Consider the following 21,613-nt stretch of genomic DNA (forward strand, 5'->3'; position numbering starts at 1 on the left):
AAGATGACTTGCTATGACTGAACCAAACCAGCTAACGGGCTGGCAGGCCTATAAAAGACTATTGGTTTATGTCGGGTTATTTTGGGGCGCCTTTTTACTGAGCGTGATGGGCTTCGCCTTGTACGCGTCAACACAGGCTGCTTTTGCTTCATTGATGGAGTTTGTTCCTGTCGCCTTTGAGCAAAGCTCGAGTGCCCCTCCCAACGTCTGGTTTTTACCCGATGCGGCGTTAACTAAGCTGGGTTCTCCGGAGTCTTACCAGTATTTTCTCCCCCTCGCTGTGGTTGGCATCGTGGTTTTCAGAGGGGTTGGTTCTTATTTTGGCGGATACTATATTGCTCTGGTGGCGCGTAATGTAGTGAACCGAATGCGTCAAGATTTGTTTAATCATATGCTGACGCTGCCGGGGGCCTTTTTTGGCAACAACACCTCCGGTCACCTCATTTCCACACTTACTTTTAATGTCGAGCAAATTACCGGCGCCGCCACCGATGCGCTGAAAGTCATTATTAGGGAAGGTTTGACAGTGGTTGTACTGTTGGCCTATATCTTTTGGTTGAACTGGAAATTATCTCTGATTTTCCTGATTGTAGGTCCCTTTGTCGGGCTGATCGTGAGCTACGCGTCTAAGCTTTTTCGAAAATATAGTAGACGTATCCAAGATTCAATGGGTGGCGTCACCCATGTTGCCTCAGAAGCGATTAAAGGCTTTCAGGTGGTGCGTGCATTTGGCGGCAAGGAATATGAAAGGGCTCGATTCCAGGTGGCCAGCAGCAATAATCTTAAGCAAAGTTTAAAACTGGCAAAGGTTGATGAAATTAGTACGCCTATTATTCAGGTACTGATGTTCTCATCAATAGCCATATTGTTCTGGTTTGGTTTAAGTCCAGGGTTTAGAGGGGAAATGGATATCGGTGAATTTCTGGCCTATATCACGGCGGCTAGCCTAATCGCTAAGCCGCTGAAACAGTTAACCTCAGTCAATGCCAAAATTCAGCGAGGCATCGCTGCAGCGCAGAGTATTTTTGCTATCACCGACCAGGAACAGGAATTAGATGAAGGTACCTTGCCACTAAATGAGCCTGATGGGCGCATTGAGTTTCGCGACCTGACTTTCTCTTATACGAGCGAGCAGGAGCCGGTGCTGAGCCATATTAATTTAACGATAGAGCCGGGCGAGACGCTGGCGCTAGTGGGGCGATCCGGTAGTGGCAAATCTACTCTGGTTAATTTGTTGCCGCGTTTTTACGAAGCTCTATATGGGCAGATTCTAATCGATGGCCATCCGATTCAAGATTATTGTTTAAAGGATTTACGCAAGCACATCGCTATCGTGAATCAGGATATCGTATTATTTCAGGACACGGTTGCACGTAATATCGCCTATGGTGATTTGGCCGACGCGTCGCAGGAAGCCATCGATGATGCGGCAAGAGCAGCGCATGCAACCGAATTCATCGATACTCTGCCGCTGGGTATGAATACTCAAATAGGCGAGGATGGCGTAACCCTTTCGGGAGGACAAAGGCAGCGCTTGGCTCTAGCACGAGCGATTCTCAAGGATGCGCCCATTCTAATCCTGGACGAGGCGACCTCTGCGTTGGATACCGAATCCGAACGCTTCATCCAGGAAGCGCTAAAAACGGTGGTAAAAGGTCGCACCACCTTGGTAATTGCACATCGTTTGTCGACCATTGAGAACGCCAATCGAATAGCGGTTATGGACAAGGGCTGTATTGTCGAGCTGGGGACGCATGAGGAGTTGCTTGCGAAGGATGGTGCCTATGCACAGCTTTATCGTATGCAGTTCAATGAGAATGCCAGCGCTTAACCTGGAGCGGCATAATCTTTACTGCCAGCCTAACGTCTGAACCTAGAGAAGGAATGACCAAGCTTTCGCCTCTAGTTGGCAATATTGCTATACTTTGCCCGATCTACTCTCAGTGTTTGGAATTGAAACTATGAAGTTGGAAATACCCCGTTTTAATCAGGCTCACGTCACGGTAATCGGTGATGTGATGCTGGATCGATATTGGTACGGCGGTACTTCACGTATATCTCCAGAAGCGCCGGTTCCGGTGGTCGGTGTAAAGCATCGCGATGAACGTCCTGGCGGCGCAGCCAACGTGTCGTTAAATATTGCTGCGCTGGGAACGACAACCGAGCTGATTGGTGTCGTCGGCAAGGATGAAGCCGCCCAGTCCTTGTGTGAACGATTGGGAGCCGTAGATGTGATTTGCGATTTTCAGACATCAGATACCCGACCGACCATCACCAAGCTCAGAGTGATTAGTCAAAACCAGCAGCTGTTACGACTGGATTTTGAAGAAGCATTTCAGGCGAGCGATGTCGATCAATTTCCCGCTAAATTAAAAAGCTATATTCTCAACACCGGTGCCCTGGTGCTTTCAGACTATGGTAAGGGGGCGTTAAAGGAACCACAAAAACTGATTGCCCTGGCGCGTGCTGCGAAGGTGCCTGTGCTGGTTGACCCCAAGGGTACCGACTTTACCAAATATCGTGGTGCAACGTTGATTACCCCCAATCTCAAAGAATTTGAGGCCGTTGTCGGGCATTGCAATAGCGAGCAGGAGTTGGTCGATCGCGGCATTGCACTGCTACGAGAATTAAAAGTAGAGGCTTTGCTGGTAACCCGCAGTGAGCATGGCATGACGCTGTTGCGAGACGGTGAAGCAGAGTTGCATTTGCCAGCCCGAGCGCGAGAAGTGTTTGATGTGACGGGAGCTGGAGATACGGTTATTTCGGTAATCGCTGCCTCTTTGGCGGCTGGCAGTGGTTTGCCTCAAGCGGTTGCCTTGGCGAATATCGCCGCTGGCTTGGTTGTCGCCAAGTTGGGTACCGCGACGGTTAGTGTGCCGGAACTCAGGAGAGCGGTGCAGCGTGAACAAGGTTCTGAGCGGGGAGTGGTGAGTGAGGAGCAATTGCTCATGGTGATTGAAGATGCCCATGCTCATGGGGAAAAAATAGTTTTTACGAATGGTTGCTTCGATATTATTCACGCGGGGCATGTTGGTTATCTCGAAGAAGCGGGGAGTTTAGGTGATCGTCTAATCGTGGCGGTCAATACCGATGAGTCAGTGGCGCGCTTAAAAGGCCCAGGGCGCCCCATTAATCCCGTTGAACGACGTATGCGGGTGCTGGCTGGATTGGGCGCAGTGGACTGGGTGGTGCCCTTTGCTCAGGATACCCCCGAAGAATTATTACAAAAAGTGCGGCCGGATGTGTTAGTCAAAGGCGGCGATTACAAGGTGAGTGACATTGTCGGTGCTGAGCTAGTAAGCTCCTATGGCGGAGAGGTTAAGGTGCTGAGTTTTATCGATGAGCTATCCACGACCGCTATTGTGGAAAAAATCAAACAACGCCAATGAACCGGTGTTTTTACACGCTAGTCTACTACCTGTTACTACCCTTTATTTTTCTGCGTCTGCTATGGCGAGCACGTAAAGCGCCCGATTACGCCAAGCGCTGGCCTGAGCGTTTAGGCTTTTTTCCGGCACCGCCTCAAACTGGCGGGCTTTGGTTGCATTCGGTCTCTGTGGGGGAAACCATTGCCGCTGCGCCACTAATTAAGCAGATTCAGCAGGCCTACCCGCAATTGCCAATAGTGATTACCACCATGACGCCCACTGGTTCCGATCGAGTTCGTGCAATATTTGGCGACTCAGTGTTCCATGTTTATATTCCGTATGATATCCCCTGTGCGGTTAATCGGTTTTTGGCGAAAACTCAGCCAAAGCTGGTGTTGATCATGGAAACTGAGCTTTGGCCGAATCTGATCCACTGTTGTCACCAGAATAACATCCCGCAGATAGTGATGAACGCGCGTATGTCTGAACGTTCCGCACGCGGTTATCAACGCTTTGCAAAATTGGCAAAAGGCATGCTAGGTAAACTCAGCCTGGTTGCGGCGCAAACTGCAGGAGATGCTGAGAGATTGTTAAGTCTTGGCTTGCTACAAGAGCAGCTGGTAGTGACGGGAAGCCTTAAGTTTGATATCCGCGTCCCAGAAGAAATTAAAAGCCAATCGCAGGGGATACGCAGTAGCTGGGGTAATGACCGGCCAGTTTGGATTGCCGCGAGTACCCATGCGGGTGAAGACGAGCAGGTGCTGGCAGCCTACCAGTGGCTAAGACAGAAACTGCCTGATTTACTGTTGGTATTGGTGCCGCGCCATCCAGAACGGTTTACTCAGGCGGCGGTTTTGTGCCAGTCCTCTGGCTTGAATGTTTCGCGCCGTAGTGCGCGGGAGGCGGTCACCGCAGACACCCATGTTATGCTGAGTGATACCATGGGTGAGCTATTGCTATTGTATGCTACCGCAGATGTGGCGTTTGTGGGCGGTACTCTGGTGCCAACTGGGGGGCACAATTTTCTTGAGCCAGCTGCATTGGGAGTACCGGTAATCTGCGGGCCGCATCGCTTTAATTTCGCTCAGGTCAGTGAGATGTTGCTTGTCGCAGGTGCTATGCGTGAAGTCTCGAACGCATCAGAATTGGGTACGGCTGTGTTGGCTGTATTAACACAACCCACGTTGCATCAGCAGATGAGTAGCGCCGGTGCGGCAGTCATCGCGGCTAACCGCGGTGCTCAGCAACGAATGTTCGAGCAGATTAAGGGGTTTTTGGAGTCTTCCCCTCCTCGGTGAGGGTTAACCACCGATTAAAGGACTCTAAGTCGGTAACGCTGAGCGTTCCAGCAATCCTTTTTAGTCGCAGGCTATCGATAATGTAATCATAGATAGCGTTATAGTAATTCCGCTGGGCTTCGAACAGAGTATTTCTTACCTGCAAGACATCGACAATATTACGTGTACCAACCTCATAGCCGCCTTCCGTTGCTTCCAAAGCACTCTGGCTGGATTTTAGTGCCAGTTTACGTGCCGCTACACGGAGCACATCGGAGTTAACGGTGCGGTGTTGGCGTTGAATGTCCTGCTTGATAGTACGATATTGATTCTCATAATTTTCTTTTGCTTGCGTCAGGCGATGATGTGCTTCACGCACTCGGGATTGGGTGCCGCCGCCTTGGAAAATAGGAATGTTTAATTCCAATGCATAGTTTTCGATATCCGATTCGTTCCCTAAAAAAGAAATACCACCGTCTTCGGAGTGGGAGTAGCTTGCGACGGCGTCCAGTGTAGGCAAGTGGCCGGACTTCTGTCGCTTAACCTCCTGCTTCGCAGCTGCCACCTGATGCTGACTGGCGTTGAGAGATAGATTGTGTTCCAGCGCCGTGGCAATCCATTCCTGCAGTGAGGCGGGATTAGGGTTGGTGATGGGCATGCTTTTATCAAGCTGATTGATTTTGTTATAACGGCTATTAGTTAAAGTCTCGAGTGCGGTGAAACTATTGTCGCGTTCCTCTTCCTGGGTGATACGGACAACGCGAGAAAGATCATACACTGCGCGCGCTTCGTGCACATCGGTTACCGCAATCAGGCCTACATCAAAACGCTCCTGAGTTTGATCCAGTTGTCGTCGAAAGGCGGTCTCTGCTGCTACGGCTGAGCTGAGATTGTCTTCGGCGCGCAGAATATTAAAATAGGCTTCGGCAACTCGAATAATCAGGTCCTGCTCGGCGTTGCTGTATTCAGCCAGCGCCTGTTTACTGCTTTCCTTGGCGGATAGCAGTTGAAACCAGCGGTCAGCACGAAATAATGGTTGCGTCAGTCGCGCTGAATAACCATTGGAGTTAAAGCGTTCTTGCGTATTGGAACTGCCACCAGCGAATTCACGGTCAATCGTTGCCGTATTTGCACTCAGAGTCAGGTCTGGTAGCAGCAGGGCTCGGCTTTGCGGAATTGCTTCTAGTTCTGCTTGCAATTGGGCATGAGCGGCACGTACTTGTGGATCTTCGTTCTGAGCCTCCGCAAATATTTGTAACAAATCGGTGGCCAAGCAATAATTGCTGATCATAACGCTAACGATGAACAGTACAATTGTTTTTAGTTGTCTTGGGAGCTGTCTTCGGAACTGTCTTAGAAACATAGGCTTATATCAGAATTAAATGGAGGTTTAGGTTCGACCGGAAGAATCAGTGTTGAATTATAGGGGAGAATGGGAGCGTCGGCCAATCTTAAATAGACAAGGTGTAGCTCGCTCCCTAAACTGTCCTTTTGACACGAGAAAATCTGCGAGCTAATGCTGACTAAAACAGTGCTCAAGTTCGCATCAAATCTATCCTTCATTTAAGATTAAGATCGTTAAAGCATGAATAAACTGTCCATTTTATTTTTATGTACCGGAAATTCTTGCCGCTCACAGATGGCGGAAGGCTGGGCAAAACATTTGTTCGCGCAATCCAGTTTGGCAAAAACCTATCAGTTGCAGATATCTTCATCGGGGATCGAAGCACATGGTGTCAATCCACGGACAGTTGAGGTGATGGCTGAAGTGGGTATCGATATCAGTGGGCAAACATCAGATGCGCTTGAGCCAGGAATACTTGAACGACATGATTGGGTTATTACATTGTGCTCGCATGCCGATAAAAACTGTCCGGTATTACCTGGCAATGTGGCGCGGCAACACTGGGATTTGCCGGATCCGGCAAAAGCCAAGCGAAAGGGAGGTATTTTAGCTGCTTTTAGGGAGTCAAGAGATAGAATCCGTCTGGCGGTAGAAGAGTTGATCATTATGTTCGAACGGCGTAATACGGCTGAATTAGCACCACAGTTTGATCGCGCCGATATTGAAATTATTAAGCAGGAAAGCCCGTTTAAAGGTTTTTTTGAAATGCAGGAAATTACCCTGCGTCATAAACTGTTTGAAGGGGGTTGGAGTGAGGTTTTCACGCGTGAGCTTTTTGTGCGGGGGTTGGCGGTGGTGGCCTTGTTGTATGATCCACAGCAGGATCAGGTGATTTTAATTGAACAGTTTCGTATCGGGTCGCTGGAGGATAGGCGTAGCCCTTGGTTATTGGAGTTGGTAGCCGGCATGGTAGAGCCGGGCGAAATTCCCGAGCAAGTGGTACGTAGAGAGGCGATGGAAGAAGCTGGCTGTGTGGTTAAGGACGTGGTAAAACTCTATGATTATTGGGTCAGCCCCGGCGCTACCAACGAACAGGTTGCTATCTATTGTGGACGAGTCGATACTCAGGGGGTTGGTGGTGTGCATGGGTTGGATTATGAACATGAAGATATTCGCGTTGAAGTGGTTGCCGCAGATTGGGCATTTATGGCGATAGATTCCGGCATAATTAATAATGCCGCTACAATAATGGCGTTGCAGTGGTTACAATTAAATCGAAAACGGCTCCAACAGGAGTGGTGCTAGCCAGTCATATCGAGTGCAGGTTGTATGAATAGAGTATGAAAAAATTGCGGTATGTCCCAGATCTTTGCGAGCTGATGGCGGAGTGTGAAGCCAACTATGCGCGATTACAAAAATTAATGCCAACAATGGAGCAAGCGACACGGCGTATTTTCGGAGTTGCCTCGAAATCAGATCAACCGGTACAAATCTGCTTGGAAGTGATAGAGGAGTTTAAATACACCGCCACCATTCGCTTTACTCATCAGGATAAAGCCGGTCATTGGTTAAGAAAACCAGCACTGCTCATCCGCATTTACCATGATGCCCGTATGGCAGAAGTGGTTGAGCTGGAAAACAGCCAGCAACTAAAGGGCGTATATCGTTATCCCAACGCAAAGATGTATCAGCCGGATGAAAAAATGCAACGTAACCTGTATCTGGGAGAATGGTTGCGGCAATGTCTGGCGCAGGGCTATGCCGTCGATAAGCTTGATTTTGCTAGGGTTTTCTGAAGTAATGTACAGGTTAGGATGATAATTGATTGTTTCTATGTTGCCAGCCTTAGCGCCTTATATTATTTATATTCACGGTTTTAACAGCTCACCGGCATCCTTTAAAGCGGCATATTTAAAAAACTATTTAAGCCAAATTGGCTGTGCTGAAAGTTATGTTGCCCCGGCTTTGGATTATCGTCCTCAACTGGCGATTGAGCAGTTGTGCGAATTGATTGAACAATACCTATCCAAATTTAATATTACCTTGATCGGTAGCTCGCTTGGCGGCTACTATGCCACTTACCTAACGGAAAAATATGGGGTTAATTCGGTACTGATTAATCCAGCAGTAGCGCCCTATAGGATGATGGCGCAAGCACTTGGAAAGCAGCGTAATTACCATACTCAGCAAAGGTATGATATTACGCAAAGGGAGGTTGACCAACTGCGTCAAATCGAGCAGTTGGAATTGACCGATCCCAACAAATATTTGGTATTACTGCAAACAGGTGATGATACCCTCGATTATCGCGAAGCGGCACATAAGTACGCGAATTCAAAGTTGATAATAAGACAAGGTGGCTCGCACGGGTTTGATCATTTTGATCAGGCAGTGCCTGATATACTGCATTTTGCGGGCTTGGTAATTAACTGAAACTCATCGAATTAAGAGCATTATGACAACTGCAACCTACACGGCGGAATCCATTGAAGTATTGAGCGGGCTTGACCCGGTCAAACGACGTCCCGGTATGTACACCGATACGTCGCGGCCTAATCATTTGGCGCAAGAGGTAGTGGATAACAGTGTTGATGAGGCAATTGCCGGGTATGCCAAGCGCATCCATGTCGAATTGCATCCAGATAGCTCACTCTCGGTAGAGGATGACGGGCGAGGCATGCCGGTAGACATCCATCCAGAAGAAGGGGTCAGTGGTGTCGAACTTATTCTGACCCGACTACATGCGGGCGGTAAGTTTTCCAATAAGAATTATCAGTTTTCTGGCGGTCTGCACGGTGTTGGCGTGTCTGTCGTCAATGCCTTGTCACGACGTTTGGAAGTGGAAATACGCCGCGATGGTAAGAAATATCGGACGGTTTTTGCTGATGGTGACAAGCAGGAAGATTTAAGGGTGGTGGATACGGTCGGGCAGCGTAACACCGGAACCAAGGTGCATTTCTGGCCGAATGTTAGCTATTTTGATTCGCCTAAATTTTCAGTGCCACGTTTAAAACACACACTGCGGGCCAAAGCAGTACTTTGCCCGGGCTTGGAAGTTAGCTTTGTCGATCATATCAGCGGTGAACAGGATACCTGGTATTACGAAGATGGACTCAAGGATTATCTGACAGGCTCCACCCGTGAGTATGAAACCGTACCTTTGGAGCCCTTTACTGGGGCGTTAGCGGCAGAAGGTGAAGCGGCAGACTGGGCTGTGCAATGGCTACCAGAAGGTGGCGAGTTGATTACGGAAAGCTATGTCAACCTCATTCCCACTGCACAGGGCGGCACTCATGTGAATGGTTTTCGCACCGGCCTGTTGGAGGCTATGCGGGAATTTTGTGAGTTCCGCAATCTGGTGCCGCGAGGTGTTAAGTTGTCACCGGAAGATATTTGGGATCGTTGTGCCTACATCCTTTCGGTAAAAATGACCGACCCACAGTTCTCCGGGCAGACCAAAGAACGCCTTTCCTCGCGCCAGTGTGCACCCTTTGTCTCAGGGGTTGTTAAGGATGCCTTTAGTCTGTGGCTCAATAGTCATACCGAAGCGGCGGAGCAATTGGCGGATATGGCGATTGACAGCGCACAACGTCGCTTGCGTGCGAGCAAAAAAGTCATCCGCAAAAAAATTACCAGCGGTCCGGCGTTGCCGGGTAAACTCTCTGACTGTAGCAGTCAGGACATGAGTCGCACAGAGTTGTTTTTGGTCGAAGGTGATTCGGCGGGAGGTTCCGCCAAGCAAGCTCGCGAAAGGGAGTTTCAGGCGGTATTGCCATTGCGCGGTAAGATCCTCAACACCTGGGAGGTGGATTCAGGAGAAATTTTGGCGTCGCAGGAAGTCCATGATATTTCCGTTGCGCTCGGTGTTGACCCAGGCTCGGAAGATATTAGTGGTTTGCGTTATGGCAAAATTTGTATTTTGGCAGATGCTGACTCGGATGGGTTACATATCGCGACCTTACTCTGTGCTCTTTTTGTACGCCATTTTAAACCCTTGGTGAGTGGCGGACATATCTTCGTCGCGATGCCGCCGCTGTTTCGAATCGATGTTGGGAAAGAAGTTTACTATGCCCTGAGTGAGCATGAAAAACAGGGCTATTTGGATATGATTGCGGCTGAAAAAAAGAAGGGCAAAGTGAATGTGCAGCGTTTTAAAGGTCTGGGCGAAATGAATCCATTGCAACTGCGCGAGACGACCATGGCACCGGATACGCGCCGACTGGTGCAGCTGACCATTGAAGCGGGGGACGGAACCTTTGAGGTGATGGATAAACTGCTGGCGAAAAAACGTGCGCAGGATCGCAAGGCATGGCTGGAAAGTGCCGGTGATCTTGCTAATCTGGCCTAACATCCAAACAGCCCATCAATTAACAATCGATACTGGTTAAAAATATGACGGATATGATTGATCTTTCAGGGGAGGGCGTCGAGCGTCTATCTCTGAAGCAATATTCCGAGGATGCCTACTTAAATTACTCGATGTACGTCATCCTCGATCGGGCTTTGCCGCATATTGGCGATGGCCTAAAGCCGGTGCAACGGCGTATTGTTTACGCGATGTCTGAACTGGGGTTAAAAGCCACTGCCAAGTTTAAGAAGTCAGCGCGCACGGTAGGCGATGTCCTCGGTAAATTTCATCCGCATGGAGATAGTGCTTGCTATGAAGCAATGGTGTTGATGGCGCAGTCTTTTTCGTACCGTTATCCATTAGTCGATGGGCAGGGCAACTGGGGTTCAGCTGATGATCCGAAGTCCTTTGCGGCGATGCGTTATACCGAATCACGGTTAGCGCCTTATGCTGAAGTGCTACTGCAGGAACTTGGTCAGGGTACAGTGGATTGGACGTTGAATTTTGATGGCACCTTGCGTGAACCCGTAACCCTTCCCGCCCGGTTGCCGAATATTTTATTAAACGGTGGTACCGGTATTGCAGTGGGAATGGCGACCGATATTCCGCCACATAACTTGAAGGAAGTCGCGAGCGCCTGTATTCAGTTGCTGGATAATCCGCATGCAACTGTGGCGCAAATTTGTGAACAGATCCAGGGCCCTGACTTCCCCACTCAGGCGGAAATTATCACGTCACGTGAAGAAATTATCAAAATGTACGAGAGCGGACGTGGATCTTTGCGCATGCGTGCCACTTATGATCAGGAAAGCGGTGATATCGTCGTTAATGCGCTGCCTTATCAGGTGTCTGGCGCTAAGGTGTTGGAGCAGATTGCCGCGCAAATGCAGGCAAAGAAATTGCCGATGGTAGCGGATTTGCGCGACGAGTCGGATCATGAGAACCCAACGCGCCTGATTATTACGCCACGTTCAAATCGAGTCGATGTGGAATCACTGATGGCGCATCTGTTTGCGACCACCGATTTGGAGCGAACCTATCGCGTCAATATGAACATGATTGGACTGGACGGTCGTCCCAAAGTGCGCAGTCTGGTCGAAGTGCTGAGCGAATGGCTAACCTATCGCACCAATGTTGTGACGCGACGATTACAGCACCGCTTGGATCTGGTGCTGGATCGGTTGCATGTACTTGAGGGCTTGTTAGTCGCCTATCTCAATATTGATGAGGTGATTGCCATTATTCGCCAGGAGGATAAGCCCAAGCCAGTGTTAATGGAACGCTTCAATTTATCTTCGGTGCAGGCGGAAGCAATTTTGGAGTTGAAATTGCGCCACTTAGCTAAACTTGAAGAGGTAAAAATTCGTGGTGAGCAGGCTGAACTGGACGCAGAGCGGGCACAATTAGAAAAAATTCTGGAATCGAAATCTCGTCTCAAAACATTGATTAAAAAAGAAATTATTGCTGATGCTGAGCTTTATGGCGATGAACGGCGCTCACCTATTGTTGCGCGAACGGAAGCGCAAGCCTATAGCGAAACCGACCTGCTGACATCTGAACCTGTTACCCTGGTGCTTTCCAAACAGGGTTGGGCAAGAGCGGCAAAAGGACACGATATTGACGCTAGCGGTTTGGCTTATAAGTCTGGGGACGCCTATCTTGCGCAAGCAAAAGGGCGCAGTAGCCAGAACGCGGTGTTTCTTGATTCGACAGGACGCGCCTATACCTTGGCGGCACATACGTTGCCTTCGGCTAGGGGACAGGGCGAACCGCTAACAGGTCGCCTCACGGTTCCGAGCGGCGCTCAGTTTGAGGGGGTTAGTATTGGTGAACCGGGCAAACTGATTGTGATGGCATCTGATGCTGGTTACGGATTCGTCACAAAGTTAGAAAATTTATTTTCCAAAAATCGATCGGGAAAAGCTGCGATTAGCTTACCGGCAGGAGCTCATGTGCTGATGCCGAGCAATATCGATAATTTGGAGGAACAGTGGTTGGCGGCGGTGAGTAATGAAGGCCGTTTGTTGATGTTTCCGTTACGAGAGTTACCCATACTGAACAGGGGTAAAGGCAACAAAATTATCCAAATTCCACCCAAGCGAGTCGCGGCAAGAGAGGAGTTCGTGATCGCGGTTGCCGTTTTGTATGAGAAAGATAGCCTAGTGGTACATGCGGGTAAGCGCTTTATCAAAATTAGGTTTGCCGAACTGGAGCATTATCGTGGCGAGCGCGGACGTCGAGGTAATAAATTGCCGCGTGGATTCCAAAAGGTAGATCGGGTTGAGGTGGAGCATAAGTCTACACAGGAGCCGGACGCTTGAAGCAGCTTTTTTTAATCAACGTGACGGGGCAGGATCGACCAGGGGTGACGGCCTCTCTCACCGAAATTTTATCTAGCGGTCAGGCGCAGGTCCTTGATGTTGGACAAGCGGTGATTCACGACAGTCTTTCTTTGGGAATTTTAGTGGCGGCAGATGAGGATTGCGATGTCGATACGATGTTACATAAGATTAACAATCTTTCCAAACGTGAAAATATCCAGATATCGGTGCAGCCGATTGCCCAAAAAGATTACCAACAGTGGGTTGATGAACAGGAAAAACCGCGGCATATAGTAACGGTTTTAGGGCGTGCAATTTCGGCAGAGCATATTGCAAGAATTAGTCGGGAAGTAGCAAAGCATGGTTTGAATATAGATAAAATCAATCGCTTATCTGGACGGATTGCACTGGATGCCGACATCAATCAGGCAAAAGCCTGTGTCGAGTTTTCGTTGCGTGGTACGACCTCAGACTTACAAGAATTACGTTCCGCTTTCTTGAGTGTTGCCAGCGAATTAAATATTGATATTGCTTATCAGGAAGATAATATTTATCGCCGCTATCGTCGTTTGGTCGTGTTTGATATGGATTCTACCCTCATCGAAGCTGAGGTCATTGATGAGCTGGCAAAGGAGGCGGGTGTGGGTGAGCAAGTAGCGGCGATTACTGAGCAGGCGATGCGTGGAGAAATTGATTTTAAAGAGAGCTTCAGGCGTAGAGTTGGTTTGCTCAAGGGCTTGGATGAGTCGGTGTTGGAGCGGGTCGCAGAACGAATAAAAATGACCGAAGGTGCTGAGATGCTGATTTCAACGTTGCGTGCTTTAGGTTATAAAACCGGGATACTGTCTGGTGGGTTCACCTACTTTGCCAATCGGCTGCAGCAGCAATTAGGTATTGACTATATTCATGCCAACCAGCTTGAAATTGAAAACGGCAAAGTGACTGGCCGAGTCGTTGGGGAGGTTGTCGATGGCGCTCGTAAGGCGGAGTTACTACGTCAAATAGCAGCGCAAGAAAATATTACTCTGGAACAGGTGATAGCGGTTGGTGATGGCGCTAATGATTTGCCGATGCTGAGTTTGGCTGGGCTGGGGATTGCTTTTCGAGCGAAACCCATTGTACGTCAAACCGCGAAACAGGCGATATCTAATATAGGGCTAGATGGCGTTTTGTATTTAATAGGGTTTCGTGACCGGGACTGGCTCAATAAAAAACTTTGAAACACCTAAAGACACTCCCACCAAGTTGGTCAATTTAAAAAGGCGTAACTCAAAGAGTTGCGCCTTCTGCTCTTTTCTTGTGTGGCAATGGCTAACTATTTTGTTGTTTAAGTAGATCGCGGATTTCGGTTAGCAACACTTCTTCTTTTGACGGCGCTGGAGGTGCAGCAGGCGCGGCAGCTTCTTTCTTCTTTAGGGAATTAATTGCTTTAACGGCCATAAAAATAGCAAATGCGATAATAGTAAAATCAATGATAGTTTGTATAAACATACCGTATTTTACTGTTACCGCTGCAGCATCGGCGCTGGCTTCTTGGATAACAAAAGCAAGGTCTGAAAAATTTACACCGCCAATCAAAAGACCAATGGGAGGCATTACTACGTCGGCGACAAAGGATGAGACTATTTTCCCGAAGGCGGCGCCTACAATAATACCAACAGCCATATCAATAACGTTACCTCTGACCGCAAATTCTTTGAATTCTTTTATCATGCTCATGGGTAATGGCTCCATTTATTAATTGAGTAAAGTGGTTAATTTGACAATAGTTTTATACATGAATTAATTGTTGGTGTCAGCAATTATACAGAGACCGGATCGTTAGAGTTGTAAACTTTTGTAAACCTCGGTTTCAACTTTAACTCAAGTGTTTGATCCAGTATTCTAGCGCAGGGAAAATAAAATAAAGTATTTATCAGGAGAGTCTATTGTGGATATGGTTCAAGAACATTCAGGTAAAATTATTGAGTTATTACTAGGCTATGGGCCAAAGCTTTTATTAGCTTTGGTCGTTCTCATTGTCGGTTTGTGGGTGGTTAATAGGGTTGTCGCTCTGATCAATGCTGCTATGACTAAAAAGGAAGTTGAGCTGACATTAAAACGCTTCTTGCTCAGCCTCACGGGCATCATGCTAAAAGCGCTGTTGCTCATCAGTGTCGCTTCAATGATTGGAATTGAAACAACTTCTTTTATTGCTGTGCTCGGTGCCGCTGGTCTGGCCATTGGTTTGGCGTTACAGGGCAGCTTGTCTAATTTTGCCGGTGGCGTGTTACTGTTATTTTTTAAGCCCTACAAGGTAGGTGATTTTATTGAAGCGCAAGGTCATGCCGGAACTGTTCATTCTATCCAAATTTTTACCACTATGCTGAAAACGGCGGATAACAAAACGATCATAATTCCTAACGGGCCAATTGCTAACGGCAGCATTATCAATTATTCATCGGAAGCAACCCGGCGTGTCGATATGGTTTTTGGCATTGGCTATGATGATGATATTGATAAGGCCAAGGAAATATTGAAGCGGGTAATTGAAGCCGATAGTCGTATCTTAAAAGAGCCGGCGGCGGCAGTTCTGTTAGCTGAACTTGCGGATAGTTCAGTCAACTTTAATGTCCGTGTTTGGGTCAATGCGGCCGATTATTGGGGAGTATATTTTGCTATGCAAGAGGCTGTGAAAAAGGCATTTGACAGTGAAGGTGTTAGTATTCCTTACCCCCAGAGGGACGTTCATTTATATCAGGCGGCAACAGATTAGTATCGAGAGAAATAAAAAAGGGGCCCATCGGCCCCTGTGACAGTTTTAGACTAGTCTTCATCCTCCTCTTCGGTGGAGAAGTCATAATCCATTGACTGGCTTGGCTGTTGTATGTAGTAGCCTTGGATGTAGTTAATGCCAGCCTGCCAAAGTGTGGGTAATAGGCTGGCAGCATCGACCATCGGCGCGATCGTCAGTTTGCCTTGGGTATGCAGTGAGCTAACCAGCGTTTTCAAATCTTCTTTGGCGTCGTCATCCTTGGGTAGTTCATCGATAAAGGAGCCATCGATTTTGACGTAGCTGACGGGCAAATGTTTGAGCGTATTAAACGGGTTCAGCGCGCGTCCAAAGTGGGTTAATGCCGCCTTACAACGTAATTCATTGGCGCCTTTGATAAACTCTTTAGCCTCTTTCAAATGGGCGGTGGCATCGGTTTCACTTATTTGGAAAATGATGCTATCTCCAGGCAAGCGTGCCTGGTTAAGCATTTGCCCTACTTTTGGTAACACCGACGCGTCCAGCATGGTTTCCTTGGTGATATTAATAAAGAGATGGGTTTTGTGGCCTTTGGCCAAATGGTCGCCTAGTTTGCGTATCGACTGATCGATGACCCAATTGTCAATCTCCTTGGTAATACCTTTGTCTGCGGCGGTTTGCAAAAATTCGTTAGGCGAAATTTCCTTGCCATTCTCATCAGGCATTCTGAGCATGATTTCGTAATGCTCACCGGTGTCTCCGCGCAGGCTAACGACTGGCTGGAAGACTAATCTAAATAGCTGTTTAGCAAGCGCTCTTTCAAGTAGATTGGCGACTTGTTCATTATGAGCGGCGTCTTGTTCCTCACTACTGTGTAACTGTACACCATTACCTTTGCCGGTATGGGTTTTAACGAAGGCAGCCGCTTCACGAGCTTTTTGAATGATGTCTGAAGGGTTAGCGGTGTTCTCATTGAGGATGGATACGCCGATACTCACCGTCAAATTAACGGCTTTTCCGGAGACATTGAAATGGTTCTTTTCCACAGACTCACATATCTTTTCACCCAGTTCAATACCGGTGTCAGGTTCTTGGCCAAGCAGTAAAATGGCAAAACTAAAATCGTCAACTCGTGCGACTAAATTAGGGGCTTCCACCAACTCCTGCAGTGTTTTCGCAACATCACCAAGCAATAGATTGGTGCTGGCGCCGCCAATACGATTCTTAATAGGTATAAAATCGTCTAATTGAATGTACAGTACAGTGCTTTTAAGCCCTTTTTCGGATGCCTGTTCAATGGCGCGATCAACGTGATTCTTAAAGGAAAGATCGTTTTGCAGGCCAGTAATGATATCTTGTTCATTGGTTTCTGTTTGCTTGGATTCCTGAAGGCTGGTACGTATGATAATTTGTGTACAGGGTTCGCCATCATATTTAGCGGCGGAAAAAGTCATGTTAGTTTCAAACTGGGAGTCGTCGCCACGTACACCCCGGCATTCAAATGTTTCACCTACGTTATTGCCCTCGGCGAAACTTTTCATAAAGGCTTTGATTTTTTCCTGGTCTTGAGAGGCCACCATATTAATGAGAGGCATGCCTTCAAGTTCGTCGAAATCAGGGTATCCGAATAGACGAATATAGGTGTTGTTGGCGTAAATATGCATGCCGTCATGCACGTATGCGATGGCATCACGCGAGCTGTCCAGAAGTAGATGACAGCGTTTTTCTGTGTCTCTTAGGCTGACCTCGGCTCTGCGCCGGGCGCGACGATTATATAGGTTATCAAGTTCCCGTATGGCAACGAGCCGCAGCCGATCTTTTTGATCTTCCGGGACTATATCGCGCATCCCGGCTTCTAAGGCCTGGATAAACGATTCCGGGGTTTCTGCGTCGGTGATCAAAATAACAGGAATGTCCTGCTCCATTTTTTTAATCTGGGCAGTTACCTGGAACGGAGTGAGTTCCGTTGAGCGAAGATGGGCAAAACACAAATCCCAGGTTTTGTTGCTGAGAAGTTCTGAGAGATGCTGCTCATTTTCGATGAGCTGAGCTTGTGTTGCTCTTCCAGCGTTGCGGAACAGGTTGACGAGATCCTCCGCATCGTTTTGCGAAGTATCGAGAATCAGTAATCTAACGCTTTCATTTTCGTTATGCATGTGTACGGACTGCTACTCTAGTATAACTCTATGGCTTGAGCGGTATTGCTAGCCAAATCTAGTTGTTATTATTTGGTTGACTGAAGGTTTATATATCTGGCCATAAATCCTCGATATTGTCATCCGACTCATCCCTCACATCGGTCCCGATATCGGGATGGTACACAAATTGGGAAAAGCTGCCGGTACTGGAAAGACGTTCGCCTAGGTGGCCGTGCGATACTTCGCCATACTGGTTAACAATTATTTTAACCCCAGATTTAAACGGGAGGTTAGGCGTAAAAATGGATGCAGGTTGATCCAAGCCACGTGACGCCGGTAATAACAGTGCGCGCATGTAATCCGAGCGACGCTTAGTTTTTGTGACGACTTTAGCGCCACAAGGTATTGCGCCAGGGGCAATAAGTTCCACGCCCATTTGCGCTTCGGGCGGCGTCGGCTGATTATTGATCCAGCGAATAACTCCGATACTCCAGGTGTGGCTAATACCTTCGTTAATGGCAATGATTTCGCCAGTTTTGATCTCCTTTGGAGCGGTATTTTGCCACTTTATGCGATAGCCGTTGGGGCTAGTGTCGAGCAGTTGAGCCGGGTATTGAATTGGTGTCTTTAGCGACTGATTTCGCAGTTCATCTTCAATAGAGGCTGTTGCAGCTTGGTCTCCCGCCGTAGCGGAATAGTTGACCGAGTCGAGATTCCGCAACGGATCATTGGGCAGGTCTTCTCTGTCAACATCAAAACCGGCGGACCAGGCATCTTTCTGTGTATACAAAGACTTAATGTCCTGCGAGATAAAGGTATGCTTGGGTTTTGCTGGTGTGGGTGTTGCTGTTCCGCGCTGCAATTGTGACGCAAAATCGACACCACCAGAGACAAAGAAATGTGCCGAGCTAAAGCCGATGCTCAAGGTGATTTGTTTGTCGCTCTCTGCTCTTGAGAACGCGCGTTCTGTGAGTGAACTCCAAATTTTAACAAGATAGGTTACTAGGTCTGCTGACACGGATTTAGGCACGGTAATGCCTTTAACAAAAGCGTCGTGAACACCTTCCGGTTGAGCCAGGTATTCTTTGAGCATTTTCAACAGTGGTGATAAATCAATGGCGCGGTAAAATAGGGTTAGTTTTTTGCGAGCCAGGTCTCTATGTATTGGCGGTGTGTCGCTGCCAAGATTCACGACGAAGTTGGAGGTATTATTGACTGGCGTGATATGAATTTTTTTTGTCCACATTTCGGTCGCGTCGTAGATGCCCTTAATATCACGCTGGCGAATTTGATTGGGGTTACAGCAACCTATCAAAATTGACCGTTTATAGGCGTCAGCGATGGTGGATTTCACCAGAAAGACATTATCTTCATCTTCGACAATCGCGTCTTGAATCTTGTTTGATTCGGCGATCAGGTAGAGCTTGTGTAATTCTTGCCAGGTTTTTTCCGGCGCATGGATATAAAGTTCGCAGGATCGTACGATAACTTTCGTTAATATTGAAATTGCCCGGTGTATGGAGATAGTGGATAGCTTGCGAGATTTGCGAGCCAGTAAAGAGTGATCTGCTTTGGCGTTGTCGTGCACCACGATTTTGTAGCCAATTGCGAGATGGTTATCCAAAGCCATTGCAAGCCGTGCAACCTTTCTGGCTTTTTCGGGAAGAATGATAGGCTGATTGAGATAATGTTTGCTCAGCGAATTACAGACGAATTGAATGGGTGTTCTCAGTATTTCTAAGAGCTTTATCCGAATCTCTGGCTCAATAATGAGCTGATTAAGCTCAATGATAGCGTGATAAAGCTGTCGAGACGCTTCGCCGAGATTAACCAGCGGCAAATCTTTCACCCAATCAGCCATGTGGCGCGGCGTTGGTTCACAGAACGAAAGCGTTCGTAAGGTGCGCTCATTAATCGAAAGTTCTTTAGATTCGCTATCTGCTAACATCAAATATATTCCAAAAAAACATCACAAAATTATAGTAATTTGATTATCGGTTAAGCACTAAGCTTTGGCCCCTGGATATCCTTAGAAGAGCTGCTATGACCTTGTGCTAGGTCGTTCCAGCCTATGCCGTATCAAGTGACGCAGGATACAGCACAAAGGCTTGATTTCAATCTCCACTAAATATAGGCGTAACTGCTAGGTTTGGCCAGTGTAAGAGCGCAAAGTATTTGTTCCTGAAGTACGCAGTTTCCCAAGTTATTGGCTTTTCCAAAGGAAAAAGTATGATTCATAGCGCTCGACAGTTTTCGGGAAAACAAAGAAACTATACCGGCCAGTATTTTTAGACAAGTGGGTATTTAATCTCAACAGTGGGTCGAAATGAGCAGCTCTTACCAAGTTAACAGTCAATACGACTTAGTTGATTGGTGTTAAAAGCGTTTTTGACGCTTTGCCCGGCTCCTCAAACACCAGCTTTGGTACTAAATAGCCAGGCAATAGCGCAGTTAATTTCCCAACTAATGTTTTCGCTGTATCAGGGCTAATGTCGAAATGCGCTGCGCCTTGCACCTTGTCGAGTAAATGTAGGTAGTAGGGCAATACACCCATCTCAAACAGTTTTTCGCTCAACTGGGCCAGTGCGGGAACCGTGTCGTTGATACCTTTCAGCAGTACACTTTGGTTTAGCAGAGTAATTCGGGATTGGCGCAATTTTTCTATAGCATGAGCGACACTGGTATCGAGTTCATTGGCATGATTGGTGTGTAATACAATCGACAAATGCAGGCGTGAGTTGGAAAGCCAGTCGAGTAACTCATCCGTCACTCGCTCAGGAATAACGATCGGTAGACGGGTATGGATGCGCAAGCGTTTGACGTGGGCAATCTGGGCAATTTGCCGCGTAAGATTGCTGAGCTTTTTATCGCTATTAACGAGAGGGTCTCCACCGCTATAAATAACTTCAGTAATAGAGGGGTCATTGCGAATATAATCCAACGCTTGGTGCCATTGCAGAGTACTATTTTGATTCTCTGCATAAGGAAAATGACGACGAAAACAATAGCGGCAGTTAATCGCGCAAGCACCGGTCAAAATTAGTAACACGCGGCCGTGGTATTTATGAATGATGCCAGGTTGTACATTAGCGCTGGATTCTGCCAATGGATCAGTTAAGTAGCCCGGTGTTTGTGCGGTCTCCACCTTTAGTGGCAGTACTTGCTGTAGCAGAGGGTCGCTTAAATCGCCGGGTACAATTCTTTCAACAAAGGAGTGTGGTACCCGCACCGTAAAGTCCAAATCCGAACTAGACCGCTGGCGAGCTTCCTCTATATTATTCCCCGTAATTTTGAGCAGATGTGCAACACTCGTGATTGAGTTGGAGAGTTGAGCCTGCCAACTTATCGCGTGTACTAAGGGCTCTGATCGCGGTATCATTACGTCCGAATTTTTCATGGCTATTTTCACAGTGAGGCAACATGGCTAGCTATTCTACCAATGAATTTCGTTCGGGTCTTAAAGTAATGTTGGACGGAGACCCCTGTAACATACTAGAGAACGAGTTTGTAAAGCCCGGCAAAGGGCAGGCATTTAATCGCGTTAAATTACGTAACCTAAAAAATGGGCGTGTCTGGGAGCGAACCTTTAAATCTGGGGATAGTTTGGAAGGTGCCGATGTGATGGATAGAGATATGGAATATCTCTATACCGATGGTGAATTCTGGCATTTTATGATGACAGATGGTTCTTACGAACAGCATGCTGGCGATGCTAAAGCGATAGAGGCTTCTCTTGATTGGTTGAAAGAGCAGGATGTTTATACGGTGACGCTATATAACGGTGCCGTGTTATCGGTGAGTCCGCCTAATTTTGTTGAGCTGGAAGTTATAGAAACCGATCCTGGGCTAAAGGGTGATACGGCTCAGGGTGGCACTAAACCGGCGACTCTCAGCACCGGTGCCGTGGTAAGAGTACCCTTGTTTGTGAATATTGGTGATGTTTTGAAGGTTGATACGCGTACTGGTGAATATCAAAACCGTGTAGGCAAATAGTTTTATCTTCAATCAGAAATAGTTTGGGCGCTGGAGCCAGCGAAAATAAGAGAGAACTAAATGAATTCGTTCGCTCCCGCCTTACACCATTT

At 47.6% G+C, this 21,613-nt stretch carries 16 protein-coding genes; 11 read left to right on the forward strand and 5 right to left on the reverse strand.

All coding sequences use genetic code 11. The annotated features are described in order from the left end of the window. The first annotated feature begins 13 nt into the window (after positions 1-13). From msbA to waaA, 3 genes are all read left to right on the forward strand, one after another. A complete protein-coding gene (msbA, locus tag H6995_01890; protein ID MCP5213742.1) occupies positions 14-1,831 on the forward strand; it encodes a lipid A export permease/ATP-binding protein MsbA in 1,818 nt (605 codons plus the stop codon). A 130-nt stretch (positions 1,832-1,961) separates the two neighbouring features. Beyond that, on the forward strand, positions 1,962-3,389 hold the full coding sequence (gene hldE, locus H6995_01895; GenBank protein MCP5213743.1) for a bifunctional D-glycero-beta-D-manno-heptose-7-phosphate kinase/D-glycero-beta-D-manno-heptose 1-phosphate adenylyltransferase HldE: 1,428 nt from the start codon (positions 1,962-1,964) through the stop codon (positions 3,387-3,389). Continuing rightward, positions 3,386-4,666, forward strand: a complete 1,281-nt coding sequence (waaA, locus tag H6995_01900; protein ID MCP5213744.1) for a lipid IV(A) 3-deoxy-D-manno-octulosonic acid transferase — start codon at positions 3,386-3,388, stop codon at positions 4,664-4,666. Before hldE ends, waaA begins: the two co-directional genes overlap by 4 nt. Here waaA and H6995_01905 read toward each other — a convergent pair. Next, positions 4,632-5,936 carry a TolC family outer membrane protein gene (locus H6995_01905; GenBank protein MCP5213745.1) on the reverse strand — a complete coding sequence of 435 codons (1,305 nt, stop codon included), beginning with the start codon at positions 5,934-5,936 and terminating at the stop codon, positions 4,632-4,634. The two genes, waaA and H6995_01905, sit on opposite strands and share 35 nt — an antisense overlap. Before the next feature lie 294 nt (positions 5,937-6,230). Between H6995_01905 and H6995_01910 the strand changes: the two genes are divergently transcribed. The 6 genes from H6995_01910 to serB are packed head-to-tail and all read left to right on the forward strand — an operon-like array spanning position 6,231 to position 13,879. Next, on the forward strand, positions 6,231-7,295 hold the full coding sequence (locus tag H6995_01910) for an NUDIX domain-containing protein (GenBank protein ID MCP5213746.1): 1,065 nt from the start codon (positions 6,231-6,233) through the stop codon (positions 7,293-7,295). Between the two features lie 35 nt (positions 7,296-7,330). Beyond that, complete coding sequence (locus H6995_01915; protein ID MCP5213747.1) at positions 7,331-7,786, forward strand: DUF1249 domain-containing protein; 456 nt, start codon at positions 7,331-7,333, stop codon at positions 7,784-7,786. 25 nt (positions 7,787-7,811) lie between these two features. Further along, positions 7,812-8,423, forward strand: coding sequence for an esterase (locus H6995_01920; GenBank protein MCP5213748.1), 612 nt, complete (start codon positions 7,812-7,814; stop codon positions 8,421-8,423). A 22-nt stretch (positions 8,424-8,445) separates the two neighbouring features. Beyond that, entirely contained in the window at positions 8,446-10,338 is a 1,893-nt protein-coding gene (parE, locus tag H6995_01925) for a DNA topoisomerase IV subunit B (GenBank protein MCP5213749.1), read from the forward strand. A 44-nt stretch (positions 10,339-10,382) separates the two neighbouring features. After that, entirely contained in the window at positions 10,383-12,659 is a 2,277-nt protein-coding gene (gene parC, locus H6995_01930; GenBank protein MCP5213750.1) for a DNA topoisomerase IV subunit A, read from the forward strand. Further along, on the forward strand, positions 12,656-13,879 hold the full coding sequence (serB, locus tag H6995_01935; protein MCP5213751.1) for a phosphoserine phosphatase SerB: 1,224 nt from the start codon (positions 12,656-12,658) through the stop codon (positions 13,877-13,879). The genes parC and serB overlap by 4 nt, the downstream gene beginning before the upstream one ends. A gap of 91 nt (positions 13,880-13,970) precedes the next feature. On the opposite strand, the gene mscL is transcribed toward serB, so the two are convergent. Beyond that, positions 13,971-14,378 (reverse strand): large-conductance mechanosensitive channel protein MscL, encoded by a 408-nt coding sequence (mscL, locus tag H6995_01940; protein ID MCP5213752.1) that lies wholly within the window; start codon positions 14,376-14,378, stop codon positions 13,971-13,973. 217 nt (positions 14,379-14,595) lie between these two features. Between mscL and H6995_01945 the strand changes: the two genes are divergently transcribed. Then, positions 14,596-15,414 (forward strand): mechanosensitive ion channel, encoded by an 819-nt coding sequence (locus tag H6995_01945; protein MCP5213753.1) that lies wholly within the window; start codon positions 14,596-14,598, stop codon positions 15,412-15,414. Between the two features lie 50 nt (positions 15,415-15,464). On the opposite strand, the gene H6995_01950 is transcribed toward H6995_01945, so the two are convergent. From H6995_01950 to epmB, 3 genes are all read right to left on the reverse strand, one after another. Beyond that, on the reverse strand, positions 15,465-17,546 hold the full coding sequence (locus H6995_01950) for a GGDEF domain-containing response regulator (protein MCP5213754.1): 2,082 nt from the start codon (positions 17,544-17,546) through the stop codon (positions 15,465-15,467). An 88-nt stretch (positions 17,547-17,634) separates the two neighbouring features. Further along, positions 17,635-19,476 (reverse strand): hypothetical protein, encoded by a 1,842-nt coding sequence (locus H6995_01955; GenBank protein MCP5213755.1) that lies wholly within the window; start codon positions 19,474-19,476, stop codon positions 17,635-17,637. Positions 19,477-19,890: 414 nt separating this feature from the next. After that, a complete protein-coding gene (gene epmB, locus H6995_01960) occupies positions 19,891-20,925 on the reverse strand; it encodes an EF-P beta-lysylation protein EpmB (GenBank protein MCP5213756.1) in 1,035 nt (344 codons plus the stop codon). A 23-nt stretch (positions 20,926-20,948) separates the two neighbouring features. On the opposite strand from epmB, the gene efp reads away from it, so the two are divergent. Continuing rightward, the gene (gene efp / locus H6995_01965) at positions 20,949-21,521 is read left to right on the forward strand and encodes an elongation factor P (GenBank protein MCP5213757.1); all 573 of its coding nucleotides are present in this window, start codon (positions 20,949-20,951) and stop codon (positions 21,519-21,521) included. Positions 21,522-21,613 lie beyond the last annotated feature (92 nt).

The organism is Pseudomonadales bacterium, assembly GCA_024234615.1.
Classification (GTDB): domain Bacteria; phylum Pseudomonadota; class Gammaproteobacteria; order Pseudomonadales; family IMCC2047; genus JAJFKB01.

Excerpts from the sequence above, each read along its gene's own strand:
- H6995_01945 (MCP5213753.1), top strand. The coding sequence starts at position 14,596 with ATGGTTCAAGAACATTCAGGTAAAATTATTGAGTTATTACTAGGCTAT.
- H6995_01905 (MCP5213745.1), bottom strand. The coding sequence starts at position 5,936 with ATGATCAGCAATTATTGCTTGGCCACCGATTTGTTACAAATATTTGCG.
- H6995_01955 (MCP5213755.1), bottom strand. The coding sequence starts at position 19,476 with ATGTTAGCAGATAGCGAATCTAAAGAACTTTCGATTAATGAGCGCACC.
- efp (MCP5213757.1), top strand. The coding sequence starts at position 20,949 with ATGGCTAGCTATTCTACCAATGAATTTCGTTCGGGTCTTAAAGTAATG.
- parE (MCP5213749.1), top strand. The coding sequence starts at position 8,446 with ATGACAACTGCAACCTACACGGCGGAATCCATTGAAGTATTGAGCGGG.
- H6995_01910 (MCP5213746.1), top strand. The coding sequence starts at position 6,231 with ATGAATAAACTGTCCATTTTATTTTTATGTACCGGAAATTCTTGCCGC.
- mscL (MCP5213752.1), bottom strand. The coding sequence starts at position 14,378 with ATGAGCATGATAAAAGAATTCAAAGAATTTGCGGTCAGAGGTAACGTT.
- hldE (MCP5213743.1), top strand. The coding sequence starts at position 1,962 with ATGAAGTTGGAAATACCCCGTTTTAATCAGGCTCACGTCACGGTAATC.
- epmB (MCP5213756.1), bottom strand. The coding sequence starts at position 20,925 with ATGAAAAATTCGGACGTAATGATACCGCGATCAGAGCCCTTAGTACAC.
- H6995_01950 (MCP5213754.1), bottom strand. The coding sequence starts at position 17,546 with ATGCATAACGAAAATGAAAGCGTTAGATTACTGATTCTCGATACTTCG.
- waaA (MCP5213744.1), top strand. The coding sequence starts at position 3,386 with ATGAACCGGTGTTTTTACACGCTAGTCTACTACCTGTTACTACCCTTT.
- H6995_01915 (MCP5213747.1), top strand. The coding sequence starts at position 7,331 with ATGAAAAAATTGCGGTATGTCCCAGATCTTTGCGAGCTGATGGCGGAG.
- msbA (MCP5213742.1), top strand. The coding sequence starts at position 14 with ATGACTGAACCAAACCAGCTAACGGGCTGGCAGGCCTATAAAAGACTA.
- parC (MCP5213750.1), top strand. The coding sequence starts at position 10,383 with ATGACGGATATGATTGATCTTTCAGGGGAGGGCGTCGAGCGTCTATCT.